The following is a 14,786-nucleotide window of genomic DNA, read 5'->3' as shown; positions in this document are numbered from 1 at the left end:
CAATATGGAGCAAAGTCAATTTAGAAAATGGCTTAAACAACATGAAATAGAGCATGAGGAAAAGTGGCTTGAGCAATTTATCTCAGCATGTAATGGAGACGAACAGGCGATGGTTAATACTGCCTTATTATATAAAGAGTATGGGCAATATGACGAAATGTACGGATTGCTGTGTAAGGCAAGTGAGCAGCAGAACAGAGAAGCTATGTATGAACTGGGAAACTGCTATTTTGAGGAGCTTGGTGAAAAAGGGAGTGAGCAGCAGGCATTTTTACTTTATAAAAGTGCTGCACATTTAGGCCACCCTGATGCAATGAATAATTTAGCAGATATGTATTTGAACGGTGAGGGAACAGCAGTCGACGAGCAACAAGCGCTCAGCTGGTTTAAGATGGCTGCGCAATTCGGTATTGCTGAAGCAATGTTTACACTCGGGATCATGTATGAACAAGGGTTGGGTACCGAATGTGATGAATCACAAGCCTTTGCTTACTATTCCCGCAGTGCAGAAAAGCAAGATGAAGAAGCAATGTACCGAATGGGTATGATTTATTTTTCAGGAGAGCTCGGTCAACAGCAAGATAATGAAAAAGCGTTGGAATGGTTTTTAAAAGCGAGCGGACAGTTTCATGTTGATGCAACATTTAATATCGGCTACTGCTATGAAAATGGTCATGGGGTAGCACGAAATAATGAAAAAGCAATCCATTACTATAAAAAAGCAAGCTTGCTGGGAGACATGGAAGCAACAAAAAAAGTAGTAAGCTACTACGAACAGAGGGATATAGCAGAAGCTGCCAAGTGGCAAGAAAAGCTAAAAGTTCTAAATAACGATATATATGAATAATAATGTAATAGATACTAAAAAGTTTTGATATTCTATTTCCTTGTCATAAATTAGACCTATTTCATTGATAAATATAGGTTTAATTTTAATGGAAAATAGGAAATATATTATAAGGGGAAAGTATTAAGAAGGGGGAATTTTTATGTATATGTTTGCAGTCCAACAATTCTCTTCTGATCATAATGAGGATAGTATTCAAAAACTACAACAAATGCTATTAGAACAGCGAGAGAATCTGACGACGCTATGTACAATTGTCGAATATTTAAAAAGCTATGTCCAAACTGGATTAGACCATAAAGATGTTATTAAATACAAACAAAAAATTCAAATGATGACTGATAAACAAAACAAACGTTACGATCAAATTGATGAGCTTATTAATACGAATATTTTAGAATTGAAAAAAGGTAAAACAACAGACAATACCGCACTTGTATATGGAAAAGAAGTTCGGAAAATTGAATCTGGTGTTCGTACTTTAAAGCTATTTGCCAGCGACGCTGTAAATATGCTAGATCTTAACAAACATTTAGAAAACCGCAGCAATGAACGTATACGCTATTTTGATAAACGTTCTACATCTTTGGAAGCAGAAATAATTTCCCTGACAAAGCAACTTTCTTATAAGTAAAATAGAGGCCATCCTACCTGGGAATATGTCGAGGTAGGGTGGCTTTTCTTATGAGGTTCTGAAAATTGTAATACCCAACTGACCATATTTCGTATGAAAAAGTTTATACTATAAGAAGAGAAGCGAACGAAATAGGAGAGAATGGATATGAAAACAGTAGTAGTTGTAGGTGGAGGAATTACCGGGCTATGTACGATGCATTATCTGAAAAATAAAATGCATGAGCAAAACGTGGAAGCGCGGTTAATACTGATTGAAAAGAACGCGTATTTAGGCGGGAAAATTCATTCCGAATACGATAAAGGGTTTATTATGGAAACAGGGGCTGATTCAATTGTAGCACGCCATCCAGGGGTATTGGAGCTTGTTAAGGAGCTTAATTTTGAATCAGAGCTTGTCTATAACGAAACAGGTATTTCCTACATTCATACGAATAACGAGCTGCATGCTATTCCGGCAGGTTCGACATTCGGTATTCCGATGAGTGTAGAATCGCTCATGTCGAGTACGTTAATTTCAGAAGAAGGAAAGAAGAGGGCCCTTCAAGATTTAGAAATCCCGAATACTAAATTTACTAAAGAAAGCTCTATCGGTACGTTTTTAGAATATTTTTTAGGTGAAGAAATTGTTCGAAAGCAAATTGCCCCAGTATTGGCAGGAGTTTATTCAGGCGATTTATATCAATTAAGCCTGGCATCTACATTGCCGTATTTAGTGGATTATAAAAACAACTACGGATCGATTATTAAAGGCTTCGAGGCACATCGCGAGCAATTCGAAAAAGCTGCGAATAAGAAGTTTATTTCTTTCCGTCCGGGTTTATCAGCATTAATCAATCGTTTAGAAGAACAGCTGCCGGAAGTTGAATTCATGAGAAAGACAGTAACAAAGCAAATTCTAAAAAAAGGTGAGCAATATGAAGTCGTGCTGGAAGATGAAACAATATTGGCAGATATTGTTGTACTGGCCGTTCCAAATGAGACGGTACGTCATGTAATACAGGATGATTCATTAGAGGAACAGCTGAAAAAGTTCACGACGGCATCTACTTTAACGATGTATGTTGGCTTTGATGTACCGGACGATATATTACCGGCTGATGGTACCGGCTTTATCGTTTCGCATAATAGTGATTTAGTTTGTAATGCATCGACATGGACGAGCCGTAAATGGAAGCATACGTCAGCAGAAGGCAATTTACTCGTTCGCTTGTTTTATAAAGATATTAATCCGCGCTATGAAGAGTTGGCAGCCATGTCAGATGTAGAACTGACAAAAGTTGCATTGGAAGACATTCGTCTCAGCTTAGGTGTTGAAGCGGATCCAACTGTCATTAATGTAACAAAGTGGATTGACCAAATGCCGCGCTATGATTTGGCGCATAATGAAGCCTTATCAAAAGTTATACAGCAACTGGCAACGGATTACCCGAATGTTCTATTAGCGGGATGTTCCTATTTCGGAGTAGGAATCGGTACTTGTATTCAAAACGGCAAAAAAACAGCTGAACACATTATTAGTCGAATTATGTAAAGAAATACTTCATTCAGCTAAAGGGTATTGACGGACGTATTAGATAACGTTATGATTCATTTAAATATTTCAAAAATTCATATTATTTCTTATCAAGAGAAGTCGAGGGACTGGCCCGATGAAACTTCAGCAACCAACATTAAGTCAGGTGCTAAATCCAGTGGCGAATGCCAGAAGATGAGAAGGGATTAAGTCGATAACTACTATGCCTTCTTTTCTTTAATGAAAGAAGGCTTTTTTGTATCGTTAAAATACTGAAAATACTGTAAATGATGGAGTGAAGGCAATGGGTTTACTTGAAGAATTACAAACACGGGTTTTAACAGCCGACGGAGCAATCGGGACACTTCTTTATTCATATGGGTTGGACTATTGCCATGAAGAAATGAATATTGCCCGTCCTGATATTATAGAGAAAATTCATAGTGAATATATTGCGGCAGGTGCAGATATTATTCAGACCAATACATATGGAGCTAACCGTATTAAGCTTGCACGTTATGGCTATGAAAGTCGTGTGAAGGAGTTTAATGAAGCAGCGTTAAAGATCGCAAAGCGGGCAGCTTCCCTGGATGGGCAATATGTTCTGGCAACAATCGGTGGTATTCGGGGAATTCGTAAAAGTGATGCAACATTAGATGAAATTTTAGCTGCGTTCCAAGAACAGGCGGAAGTATTACTAGCAGGTGAACCGGATGGATTTTTATTGGAAACGTATTACGATTTTGAAGAATTATCGCATTGTGTCCATCTATTACGTTCGATGACCGATTTGCCGATCATTGCTCAAGTGACGATGCAGGAACCGGGTGTCCTTCAAAATTTAATGACGTTAAATGAAGCGTATCAAGACTTGGAAAGGTTAGGTGCAGATATTGTTGGGAGTAACTGCCGATTAGGTCCTTTCCATACAATTCAGGCATTTGAAGGGGTTAATTTACCGAATAAAGCTTTTTTATCAGCTTATCCGAATGCATCATTATTGGACATTGAAGATGGTCGAGTAGTTTATGAGTCGGAGACCGATTATTTCGCACGTGCAGCAGTTGAACTCGTAAACCAAGGTGTCCGTTTAATTGGCGGATGCTGCGGGACGACACCGAAGCATATTGCAGCCGTAAAAAAACGTTTGGCGAATATGCAGCCAATTGAAACAAAAGAAGAAAAACACAGGTCTACACAATTTGTCCGAATTCCGGAGCCACGTAAACAGGAGCCGCTCCACGAAAAAGTAAAACGTGAACGTTCAGTTATAGTGGAACTGGATACGCCACGTCATCTGGAAATTGACGGATTTGTAGAAGGGGCAAAACAGTTATCTAAAGCAGGAGCCGATGTCATTATGATGGCTGATAACTCACTTGCTTCACCGCGCATCAGTAATATCGCGATGGCTGCGATTTTAAAAGAGCAAGGAATTCGTTCATTGCCGCATTTGACATGCCGTGACCGAAATTTAATTGGGCTTCAGTCACATTTAATGGGACTTGATGCACTGGAACTTCATGATATTCTTGTCGTGACAGGGGACCCGACAAAAGTAGGGGATTTCCCGGGGGCGACGAGCGTATATGATGTTTCATCAATGGAACTGATTTCTCTAATTAAGCAGTTAAATAAAGGTGGTTCTTTTACTGGGAAATCGCTGCGTAAACAGGCAAATTTCTCGGTAGCCGCTGCCTTTAATCCGAATGTTCGTGTACTGGACCGTGCTGTAGCCCGTTTAGAAAAGAAAATCGAGCATGGAGCAGATTACTTTATTTCACAGCCGGTTTATACGAAAGAAAAGATTATCGAAATCTATGAGGCGACGAAGCATTTGGAAACACCGATTTATATCGGGATTATGCCACTAACATCTTCACGCAGCGCGGAATTTTTACATCATGAAGTACCGGGCATTAAACTGTCCGATGAAGTACTTGCGCGCATGGCTGCCTGTGGGGATGACAAGGAAGCATCGACAGCAGAAGGAATCGCGATTGCTAAAGAGCTGCTCGATACAGCATGTGAATACTTTAACGGTATTTATTTAATTACACCGTTTTTACGCTATGATATGACGCTGGAATTAATGGACTATGTAAAACAATATGATGTGGAAAGTAAAGGAGTTCAGTCGAATGTATAATCACCCGATTCATGAGCAATTACAAAAAAGAATACTTATCATCGATGGTGCCATGGGGACGATGCTTCAGGCAGAAAACCTAACATATGAAGATTTTGGCGGAGAAGACTTAGACGGTTGTAATGAAAACCTGGTACTGACAAGACCTGATGTATTGAGTAAAATTCATCGTGCCTATTTAGCTGCAGGCGCTGATATTATTTGTACCAATACGTTTGGTGGAACACCACTCGTATTGGATGAATATGACTTAGGTGACAAGGCAGTTGAAATTAATAAGCGGGCGGTTGAAATTGCACTAGAGGCTGCAAAAGAGTTTTCGACACCAGAATGGCCGCGCTTTGTCGCAGGTGCAATCGGGCCAACGACTAAAACATTGTCGGTAACAGGCGGTATAACATTTGAAGAGCTGGAAGAAAACTTTTATATCCAGGCAAAAGCACTAATTGAAGCGGGAGCGGATTTGCTCTTAATGGAAACTTCCCAGGATATGCTTAATGTTAAAGCAGGAACGATTGCCATTCACCGTGCATTTGAGGAACTTGGCAAAGAGCTGCCTGTCATGATTTCAGGAACAATTGAGCCAATGGGAACAACGCTTGCCGGGCAATCAATTGAAGCATTTTATATTTCTATTGAGCATATTAAGCCGTTGTCTGTCGGACTGAACTGTGCAACAGGTCCGGAATTTATGACCGATCATATCCGTTCATTGGCAGAGCTTTCAAATGGTTATATTAGCTGTTATCCGAATGCCGGTTTACCGGACGAGGAAGGCTGCTATCATGAAACACCGGAGTCATTATCGAAAAAACTGCAAGGCTTTGCAGAAAAAGGCTGGTTGAACATCGTCGGCGGCTGCTGTGGTACAACGCCAGCACATATCGCGGCGATCCGTGAAGCTGTAGATGGCTATAAACCACGCGAGCCGAAAGATGTAACGCACGGACATGTCGTATCAGGTATCGAGCCATTGCAATATGATGAATCGATGCGTCCATTATTTATCGGGGAGCGTACGAATGTAATTGGCTCACGTAAATTCAAAAACCTGATTGTTGACGGAAAGTTTGAAGAAGCTGCAGAAATTGCACGTGCACAAGTAAAAAACGGGGCACATGTCATCGATATTTGTTTAGCAAACCCTGACCGCGATGAAGTAGAAGATATGAAAAACTTTATGCAGGAAGTTGTAAAAAAAGTTAAAGTACCGCTTGTAATTGACTCTACAGATGAAAAAGTAATGGAAGTCGCACTGAAGTTTTCGCAAGGGAAGGCCATTATTAACTCGATTAACTTGGAAGATGGAGAAGAGCGTTTCGATGCTGTTATGCCACTTGTGAAAAAATATGGGGCTTCACTTGTTGTCGGTACGATTGATGAAACTGGAATGGCTATTACACGTGAGCAAAAGCTTGAAGTAGCGAAGCGTTCTTTTCAGCTTTTAACAGAAAAATGGGGCATGTCAGCAGAAGACATTATCTTTGACCCGTTAATGTTCCCGGTAGGTACAGGTGATGAGCAATATATTGGTGCCGCTGAAGAAACAATCGAAGGAATTCGCCTCATTAAAGAACATTTACCTGGCTGCTTAACAGTGCTCGGTGTAAGTAATGTTTCGTTCGGCTTACCGCCAGTTGGACGTGAAGTATTAAATGCAGTGTACTTATATCACTGTACACAAGCAGGCTTGGACTATGCGATTGTAAATACTGAAAAACTGGAGCGCTATGCATCGATTCCTGAAGAAGAAATCAAGCTGGCGAACGATTTAATCTTCAATACAAATGATGAAACACTCGCTGTATTTACTGACTTTTACCGTGATAAAAAGAAAGATGCAGTCGTAAAAGAATTACCGGCGACAATGGAAGAACGTCTTGCGTATTACATATTGGAAGGTACGAAGGAAGGGTTAATTGAAGATTTAAATGCAGCACTCGAAAAGTTCGATACACCGCTTGATATTATTAATGGACCATTAATGGCAGGGATGGCGGAAGTCGGCAAGCTGTTTAACGAAAACCAGTTGATTGTAGCGGAAGTGCTACAAAGTGCCGGTGTCATGAAAGCAGCGGTCGCTCATCTAGAGCAGTTTATGGAGAAGGGCGATACGAGTGCCAATAAAGGGACAATGGTTTTGGCGACAGTAAAAGGCGATGTTCATGATATCGGGAAAAACCTGGTCGACATTATTTTAAGCAATAACGGCTATCGTGTTGTAGATTTAGGGATTAAAGTAACACCTGCACAGCTGATTGAAACAATTCGAAGAGAAAAACCCGACTTTATTGGATTGTCAGGTTTACTTGTAAAATCGGCTCAGCAAATGGTCATTACGGCACAAGACTTTAAAGAAGCCGGTATTGATATTCCGATATTAGTAGGAGGCGCGGCATTGTCACGTCGCTTTACTGAGACGAAAATTGCCGATCAGTATGATGGACCGGTAATCTATTCAAAAGATGCAATGCAAGGTTTAGAACAAGCGAATCGCTTAATGAATACTAACGAGCGTCATGTATTCATAGAAGAACTGCGCGATGCACGAGAAAAGCGTCTGGAATCAGATGCGAAACGTGCGGCACGTCCAGCGGTGGCGGTTCTCGAAAAGCCGGTACGAACAGTTGGGGATGCGGCGGTATGGAAGCCAAAAGATTTAGTACCGCATATTAAACCGGATTATTCGGTAGCCCATTTACATCCGTATGTGAATATGCGTACATTGATCGGACACCATTTAGGGCTTAAAGGGAACTTGGAACAATTGCTTGCAGACCAAGATGAACGCGCGATTTTATTAACGGATTTAGTAAATGGTTATTTAACAAGCGGCGGATTAAGTGCTTCTGGAATGTATCAATTTTTCCCGGCGCAATCCGATGGCGATGATGTTGTCGTATACAGCCCGGACGATGCAAAAACTGAAATCAAACGCTTTACATTCCCTCGCCAGCAAGCAGCCCCATTTTTATGTTTGTCGGATTATTTAAAGCCGGTAGACAGCGGTGAAATGGACTATATTGCGTTAATGGTCGTTACAGCAGGTAAAGGGGTAAGTGAAAAAGCAAATGAACTGAAACAAGCAGGAAAGTTCTTGGAAAGCCATGCATTACAAGCGACTGCACTTGAACTTGCGGAAGGATTTGCGGAGCGTATCCACCAGGAAATCCGTGACCAGTGGGGCTTCCCGGATGCAACAGACTTTACGATGCGTGATCGATTTGCGGCAAAATACCAAGGGCAGCGATTCAGCTTTGGCTATCCGGCGTGTCCGAACCTGGAAGATCAGGAGAAGCTGTTCTCTTTATTAAAACCGGAAAAGATTGGCGTACATTTAACAGAAGGCTTTATGATGGAGCCGGAAGCAAGTGTATCAGCTATTGTATTTGCCCACCCGGATGCTCGTTATTTTAATGTATAATTGATTTAAAAATACCGCTTTACCTTATTAGAGGTAAGGCGGTTTTGCGACCTTTAGGAGGAAGAAATGATGATTCGACGTGCAACAAAAGAAGATATACCGACTATTTTGGAAATATTTAACGATAATATTCTTAATTCCACAGCGATTTACATGTACAAGGAACAGACATTGGAAGACCGTTTGCGATGGTTTGAAGAAAAGCAGGCTTCAGATAATCCGCTATTCGTATTTGAAGAAGACGGAGAGGTTGCAGGCTATGCGACATACGGAAGTTTCCGTGCCTATCCAGCCAACCAATATACAGTAGAGCATTCAGTATACGTTCATAAAAATCATTATAAAAAAGGGATTGCGAGTAAACTAATGAATGCAATTATTGAAGAAGCAAAAGTAAAAGGTGTAAAGACGATGGTTGGCTGTATTGATAAAGAAAATATCGCCAGTATTAAAATACATGAGAAATTCGGATTTTTATATAGCGGAACAATCCGCAATGCGGGTTATAAATTCGGGAATTGGCTGGATCTGGTGTTTTACCAGTTAGATTTGGATGGACCAAAAATTCCACAGGAGAATTAGAAGGAACACTTGTTGTTACCAGGTCATATGACAACTGTCATAAAAAAAATATGATGTTTGAGCATTTTATCATGATTCTCCTTTTTATATGATTAGGTTAATAATTTTTGTGGAAAGAGGGATCGACACATGGTAAGCACACATGCAGATAAAACAAAGCAGCTGAGAAAAGATGTTGCACCGTTCGCAAAGTCAGAAACGCGACTTAGTATTCAACAAATATTAAATACGCTTGTACCACTTTTATTAATTTGGGGAGCAGGTTATGTATTACTGCAGTACTCTCCATGGTATACGGCGTTATGTAGTATCCTTGCTTCAGGATTTGTTATTCGTGCATTTATTATTTTCCATGACTGTACACACGGTTCATTCTTCAAAAGCAAAAAGGCGAATGCCATTATCGGTAATATTACAGGTATTGTGACATCTTTCCCTTACGAAAAGTGGAAACGTGAGCATACGATTCACCACGCAACAAGTTCAAATTTGGATAAGCGCGGGATTGGCGATATCGATATGCTGACAGTTGATGAATACCTTGAAAAGTCAAAATTAGGTCGTTTAGGTTATCGTTTATATCGTAACCCGATTGTCCTGTTCGGTTTAGGACCACTATTTATGGTACTTATACTGAATCGTTTTAATCGTAAAGATGCAAAGCGTAAAGAGCGCTTAAACACGTATTTCAATAACATCGCATTATTAGTTATTTGTACAACCCTTATTTTAATATTTGGTTGGTCAACATTCTTATTAGTACATGGTTTAACATTGTTTATTGCAGGTTCATTAGGGATCTGGCTGTTCTATATTCAGCATACTTACGAAGATTCATACTTTGAAGTTGATTCGGAGTGGGATTATGTAAAAGCTGCAGTAGAAGGAAGTTCATACTACAAATTACCGAAAGTACTACAATGGATTACAGGAAATATCGGATTCCACCACGTACACCATTTGTCACCGCGTGTACCGAACTATAAGTTGGAAGATGCGCATGAGTCGATCAAGCCGCTTCAACAGGCAACAACGATTACATTAAAGACAAGCTTAGAATCAATTCGCTACAAATTATATGATGCCGACAACTATCGCTTTATTACATTTAAAGAAGCGGCAGAACTTGAGGCAACGCGTAACCGAACTGTTACAAACTAACTTTATACAAAAATTAAGGTACCTCAATTTATAGCTTGAGGTACCTGTTTTATTATAGAATATAGGTAAAAAGAGAATCGAGGCAATTATGCAAACATGGTATAGTATCATCCCGAAAAGTCCGATGTTGAGTATTTATATATGGATAATCTTTTGTATTATGCCATTTTTCTTCATTATACAATCGTTCACATTATGGCAGATTATTTTAGGGATCACTTTAATTTTAAGTTATTTCTTATGTCATTATTTTTCATTCAGTGCTAGACCTGGGCTGAAATATATGTGGATCAGCTTTCAAATGTTGCTGAATATCGCAATGACACTTGTATTTGGCTACGTATATTTGGCATTGTTTACCGCGTTTTTCATCGGTAATATTAAACAGCCAGTTGGATTTTATATTATGTATGGCTTACATATAGGCTTTACCGTTCTTTCTATTGTCGGGGGGTATTTCATTTTCCTTGACTTATTTTTATCGCAAACACCGTTTATTATTATTAATATGCTAGGTGTTGTGCTATTACCGTTTACGCTCTATTCAAGAACGAAAAGGGAAAATTTGGAAGGTGAGCTGGAAACGGCGCGGGAACGCATTTCTGAATTGACGGTGTTTGAAGAACGCCAGCGTATTGCACGTGATTTACACGATACACTTGGTCAAAAACTTTCAATGATTGGATTGAAAAGTGATTTAGCTGCACGATTAATTGAAAAAAATCCAGAACAAGCCATTTTGGAAATAAAGGATATTCGTCAAACCGCGAGTGTCGCGCTAAAAGAAGTACGTGAGCTTGTAGCCGATATGCGGACTGTAAGGGTTGAGGAAGAGCTTTACCGTGTAGAACAAATTTTAAAAGCTGCACAGATTAAACTGCGGTTAAATGGCGATAAAAGTGAAATTCAAATGCCGATTTTAGCGGAAAATGTTATTAGTATGTGCTTGAAGGAAGCAGTTACAAATATCGTCAAACATAGTAAAGCGACGATTTGCCGTATTAGCTTTTATCAAAGTGATGATGAATTCAAAATGACGATTCAAGATAATGGGGTTGGCTTTGAACGCTTTAATACATTAATCAGCGGAAATGGTTTAAAAGGGATGCAGGAGCGTGTTGAATTTATCAATGGTTCACTTGAAATAGAGAGTGATGAAGGGACGACGGTTGTGCTAAAAATACCGTTGGCGATCACGCATCAAAAGGGAGAGAACGTGAAATGATTCGAATTGTAATTGCAGAAGATCAAGGGATGCTGCTTGGGGCAATGAAGTCGCTGCTTAGCATGGAAGAGGATATGGAAGTAGTCGGCCTTGCCAAAAATGGGGAAGAAGCCATTGAGATGGTAACAGAACTAAATCCGGACATTTGTATTATGGATATAGAAATGCCGATCAAAACGGGGTTGGATGCTGCCGAAGCGTTAAGAGGAAGCGAATGTAAAATAATTATTTTAACGACGTTTGCGCGACCAGGTTATTTTGAACGTGCAAGAAAAGCGGGAGTGCGCGGTTATTTATTGAAGGACAGTCCGATTGAGGAGCTTGTCAATTCCATTCGGATCATTATGGATGGGCGTCGCATTTACGCACCGGAGCTAGTGGATTTTGTATATGAAGACGATAGTGAAAATCCGCTGACGGAACGGGAAAGTCAAGTGCTGGAACTTGTTGCGGAAGGGAAAACGACAAAGGAAATTGCCGCAGAGCTCTATTTATCGGCAGGTACGGTACGAAACTACATTTCTGTCATACTTGATAAGCTTGGTGTCGGCAACCGAATTGAAGCAATCGCGCGCTTCAAAGAAAAAGGCTGGAATAAAAAGAAGATGTGATTGAAAAAGAGCCTGGAAATAATTTAAGTACTAAATAAACCCCCTTGTTTTGTCTGTGAACAAAATGAGGGGGTTTCTAATTGAGGTAAGCCCTTTATTTCTTTTTCGTTAATCGTCCGAGGAGGTATGCTCCTGCTGCTACTGCCAATAAAGTGTTTGTCTTTTTATTGAACACTTGCTTTGTGACTAGACTAATATTTTGTGGACGTTCAGCTAAGCGACGCATGAAATAGCCGTACCAGTCTTCGCCGTATGGTACATATACACATACTTGATAGCCTTCGCGTGCAAGTTCCAGCTGCAAGTCTTTACGGAACCCATAAAGCATTTGAAACTCAAATTTTTCTTTCGGAATATCATATTGCTCAACGTAATATTTCACATGCTTAATAATATTGTGGTCATGTGTGGCAATCGATGTAAAATGTCCGTGCGCCAAATGGTATTCAATCAGCTCAATAAAGTTAATATCAATATCAAGTTTATCCTGGTAAGCTACTTCTTCCGATTCTTTATAGGCACCTTTTACAACCCGTAGACGGAAATCCTTATAGTTTTCTATATCGTCCTTTGCGCGGTGGAAGTATGCTTGAATGACTGTTCCGACATTATCGAATGATTTTGCAAGTTCCTCCAGCATATCGAATGACGGCTGAAGTCGCTTATAATCTTCCATATCAAAATTGACGAAAATTCCGTATTCATGGGCGCGTTCCACAATTTCATATAAATTGTCGTAGCAGAAATCGATATCGATATCCAACCCTAGCTGTGAAGGCTTCAAGGAAATGTGTGCATCCAGTTCTTCAACCTGAATGGCTTCGATCATAGCTAAAATTTCTTCTTTTGCTTGCGTTGCTTCTGATTCGTCAGTAACGTATTCGCCTAAATTATCGACTGTGCAAGAAATTCCTTGCTCGTTTAATTTACGAATACTTTCGATTACTTCTTCGATAGTTGTCCCTGCAACAACGCTTTGTGCGCCCAACTTTAAACCGTATTGCTGAGCTGCATTGTTGAGAGTTTGATTTTCAGATAATGAAATGAAAAAGTCACGTAATGCCATAAAAACATCTCCTTAAAATTCGTCATTTTCTTAAAATTATACCATAGCGCTATTTTCGTAGATTACAAACAGTCGCCTTAATTTACACCCATTTTAATCTTCTGCATGCGATTATTAAATAATGTAGGATACACTAAAAAGCCTAAAATAGTGGATGAAAGCGTCGCACATGTCAAAAGAGCGAATATAATCAGTATTTGAAACTGTACGGCTTCAATTGGACTGGACCCGCCGATAATTTGTCCGCTCATGATGCCAGGCAGTTGTACAAGTCCGATTGTTTTTTGCGATTCGATTGTAGGAATCATACTTGCTTTAATTGCATTCATCAGTTGCTGGTGAATGGCCTGTTTTGGTGTACCGCCAAGTGACAAAATAAGCTCTATTAAGTGCTCATTTGCCTCGACTTCAGATTTAAAGCGATTTAAAAATAAGATCGATAATACCATTGAATTGCCAATCATCATTCCGCTGATCGGAATGATATAATTTGATGTAGCCGGCATAATTTGCAGGCCGAGCAAAACCCCCATAACGACAGCTTCGACCGTCATAAAGGTAATGATTAATTTCCAAGTGATACCTCGAATGTTTTCCCCTTTTTTACGTGCATTTAACGTAGCAGCCAAAATAATTAGCAAAATCATCAACACCATATAGAGCATGCTTTCCGATTCGAATATAAAATGAAGCAAATACCCAACGGCAAGCAGCTGTACTACAGAACGCACAGTTGCGATGATTGTGTCGCGCTCAAGACCGAGTTTCAATGTTTTCGATAAAATAAGCGGAATTAGAACAAATATTAATGTCAGCGATAGCGAAGTATAGCTCACGCATCTTCACCCCTTGCCAAAAATTGTTGGATACCTGGGTTTGTAGAGGTAAAGAACTTTTCTGTTTCCGATGCTTCGATCAGCTCGCCATTTTTTAAGAGCCAAGTATAGTGCCCAAGTTTTCGTGCTTGTTCGATATTATGGGTAATCCAAATAATTGTCGTCCCGAACCTTCTGTTTAGCTCAACAATTAATTGCTCAATTTCGCGCACTGATTTGGGATCAAGTGCCGATGTGATTTCGTCAAGAAGCAAAATATCCGATTTGTTGACTAATGTTCGTGCAATGGACAGCTTTTGTTTCTGTCCCCCGGATAAATCATTGGCCTCACGCATCAGGAAATCTTCATCTAATCCGACGTCGTTTAAATACTGGCACGCTTCCTCTTTTGAAAGTTCCTGATGTTGCAGCTTTCTTGGTAATGCTAAATTTTCATATACAGTTGATTTTAAAATTGGAGCAGATTGAAGTGCAATGCCGACGATTCTTCTTAAAGTAGTTGGTTCGAATGACTGCATTGGTTGTCCGTTAATAAAAATCGTACCGGATGTTGCAGAGATGAGCCCATTGCAAAGTTTGAGCAGTGTTGTCTTTCCGGCACCGGAAGGACCGATTAAAGTTGTAATTTTTCCTTTAAAAAAACTGGAGGTTAAAGGAAGAATAATTTTTGATTGATTCACTTCAAATGCTACGTTGTTAAAGTGAATAGCTTGTTCTATCATATGTTGCTCCTTCA

The 14,786-nt window shown here is 39.8% G+C and carries 12 protein-coding genes and 1 riboswitch; of the genes, 9 read left to right on the top strand and 3 right to left on the bottom strand.

Annotated features, from left to right (window positions below):
- Nucleotides 1–4 precede the first annotated feature (4 nt).
- From MHH37_RS19185 to MHH37_RS19145, 9 genes are all read left to right on the top strand, one after another.
- A complete protein-coding gene (locus MHH37_RS19185; protein ID WP_340735808.1) occupies nt 5–847 on the top strand; it encodes a tetratricopeptide repeat protein in 843 nt (280 codons plus the stop codon).
- Nucleotides 848–995: 148 nt separating this feature from the next.
- Nucleotides 996–1,481 carry a chemotaxis protein gene (locus tag MHH37_RS19180; protein WP_342574293.1) on the top strand — a complete coding sequence of 162 codons (486 nt, stop codon included), beginning with the start codon at nt 996–998 and terminating at the stop codon, nt 1,479–1,481.
- 147 nt (nt 1,482–1,628) lie between these two features.
- Complete coding sequence (gene hemG / locus MHH37_RS19175; RefSeq protein WP_342574292.1) at nt 1,629–3,014, top strand: protoporphyrinogen oxidase; 1,386 nt, start codon at nt 1,629–1,631, stop codon at nt 3,012–3,014.
- A gap of 86 nt (nt 3,015–3,100) precedes the next feature.
- A riboswitch (SAM riboswitch) is annotated at nt 3,101–3,198 on the top strand.
- 102 nt (nt 3,199–3,300) lie between these two features.
- Nucleotides 3,301–5,145: a bifunctional homocysteine S-methyltransferase/methylenetetrahydrofolate reductase gene (locus MHH37_RS19170; RefSeq protein ID WP_342574291.1), complete on the top strand. Its 1,845-nt coding sequence runs from the start codon at nt 3,301–3,303 to the stop codon at nt 5,143–5,145.
- The gene (gene metH, locus MHH37_RS19165; RefSeq protein WP_342574290.1) at nt 5,138–8,569 is read left to right on the top strand and encodes a methionine synthase; all 3,432 of its coding nucleotides are present in this window, start codon (nt 5,138–5,140) and stop codon (nt 8,567–8,569) included. The genes MHH37_RS19170 and metH overlap by 8 nt, the downstream gene beginning before the upstream one ends.
- 69 nt (nt 8,570–8,638) lie before the next feature.
- Nucleotides 8,639–9,151, top strand: a complete 513-nt coding sequence (locus MHH37_RS19160) for an N-acetyltransferase family protein (protein WP_342576294.1) — start codon at nt 8,639–8,641, stop codon at nt 9,149–9,151.
- A gap of 129 nt (nt 9,152–9,280) precedes the next feature.
- Nucleotides 9,281–10,312 carry a fatty acid desaturase gene (locus MHH37_RS19155; RefSeq protein WP_342574289.1) on the top strand — a complete coding sequence of 344 codons (1,032 nt, stop codon included), beginning with the start codon at nt 9,281–9,283 and terminating at the stop codon, nt 10,310–10,312.
- An 88-nt stretch (nt 10,313–10,400) separates the two neighbouring features.
- Nucleotides 10,401–11,537, top strand: a complete 1,137-nt coding sequence (locus MHH37_RS19150; protein ID WP_342574287.1) for a sensor histidine kinase — start codon at nt 10,401–10,403, stop codon at nt 11,535–11,537.
- Nucleotides 11,534–12,148 carry a response regulator transcription factor gene (locus MHH37_RS19145; protein WP_065216319.1) on the top strand — a complete coding sequence of 205 codons (615 nt, stop codon included), beginning with the start codon at nt 11,534–11,536 and terminating at the stop codon, nt 12,146–12,148. Before MHH37_RS19150 ends, MHH37_RS19145 begins: the two co-directional genes overlap by 4 nt.
- Nucleotides 12,149–12,242: 94 nt before the next feature.
- Here MHH37_RS19145 and MHH37_RS19140 read toward each other — a convergent pair whose 3' ends face one another.
- The 3 genes from MHH37_RS19140 to MHH37_RS19130 all read right to left on the bottom strand — a co-directional run bounded on the left by MHH37_RS19140 (nt 12,243) and on the right by MHH37_RS19130 (nt 14,772).
- Nucleotides 12,243–13,214 (bottom strand): proline dehydrogenase family protein, encoded by a 972-nt coding sequence (locus tag MHH37_RS19140; protein WP_342574286.1) that lies wholly within the window; start codon nt 13,212–13,214, stop codon nt 12,243–12,245.
- Nucleotides 13,215–13,291: 77 nt separating this feature from the next.
- A complete protein-coding gene (fetB, locus tag MHH37_RS19135) occupies nt 13,292–14,050 on the bottom strand; it encodes an iron export ABC transporter permease subunit FetB (protein WP_342574284.1) in 759 nt (252 codons plus the stop codon).
- Nucleotides 14,047–14,772 carry a phosphate ABC transporter ATP-binding protein gene (locus tag MHH37_RS19130; RefSeq protein WP_342574283.1) on the bottom strand — a complete coding sequence of 242 codons (726 nt, stop codon included), beginning with the start codon at nt 14,770–14,772 and terminating at the stop codon, nt 14,047–14,049. The genes fetB and MHH37_RS19130 overlap by 4 nt, the downstream gene beginning before the upstream one ends.
- Between the last annotated feature and the right edge of the window lie 14 nt (nt 14,773–14,786).

The organism is Solibacillus sp. FSL K6-1781 (assembly GCF_038630735.1).
GTDB lineage: Bacteria > Bacillota > Bacilli > Bacillales_A > Planococcaceae > Solibacillus > Solibacillus silvestris.
The sequence above is the reverse complement of the archived record's forward strand: the minus strand, read 5'-3'. Positions and strand labels throughout refer to the sequence as shown.

Excerpts from the sequence above, each read along its gene's own strand:
- MHH37_RS19185 (WP_340735808.1), top strand. The coding sequence starts at position 5 with ATGGAGCAAAGTCAATTTAGAAAATGGCTTAAACAACATGAAATAGAG.
- MHH37_RS19140 (WP_342574286.1), bottom strand. The coding sequence starts at position 13,214 with ATGGCATTACGTGACTTTTTCATTTCATTATCTGAAAATCAAACTCTC.
- MHH37_RS19145 (WP_065216319.1), top strand. The coding sequence starts at position 11,534 with ATGATTCGAATTGTAATTGCAGAAGATCAAGGGATGCTGCTTGGGGCA.
- MHH37_RS19150 (WP_342574287.1), top strand. The coding sequence starts at position 10,401 with ATGCAAACATGGTATAGTATCATCCCGAAAAGTCCGATGTTGAGTATT.
- MHH37_RS19170 (WP_342574291.1), top strand. The coding sequence starts at position 3,301 with ATGGGTTTACTTGAAGAATTACAAACACGGGTTTTAACAGCCGACGGA.
- hemG (WP_342574292.1), top strand. The coding sequence starts at position 1,629 with ATGAAAACAGTAGTAGTTGTAGGTGGAGGAATTACCGGGCTATGTACG.
- metH (WP_342574290.1), top strand. The coding sequence starts at position 5,138 with ATGTATAATCACCCGATTCATGAGCAATTACAAAAAAGAATACTTATC.
- MHH37_RS19130 (WP_342574283.1), bottom strand. The coding sequence starts at position 14,772 with ATGATAGAACAAGCTATTCACTTTAACAACGTAGCATTTGAAGTGAAT.
- MHH37_RS19160 (WP_342576294.1), top strand. The coding sequence starts at position 8,639 with ATGATTCGACGTGCAACAAAAGAAGATATACCGACTATTTTGGAAATA.
- MHH37_RS19180 (WP_342574293.1), top strand. The coding sequence starts at position 996 with ATGTTTGCAGTCCAACAATTCTCTTCTGATCATAATGAGGATAGTATT.
- MHH37_RS19155 (WP_342574289.1), top strand. The coding sequence starts at position 9,281 with ATGGTAAGCACACATGCAGATAAAACAAAGCAGCTGAGAAAAGATGTT.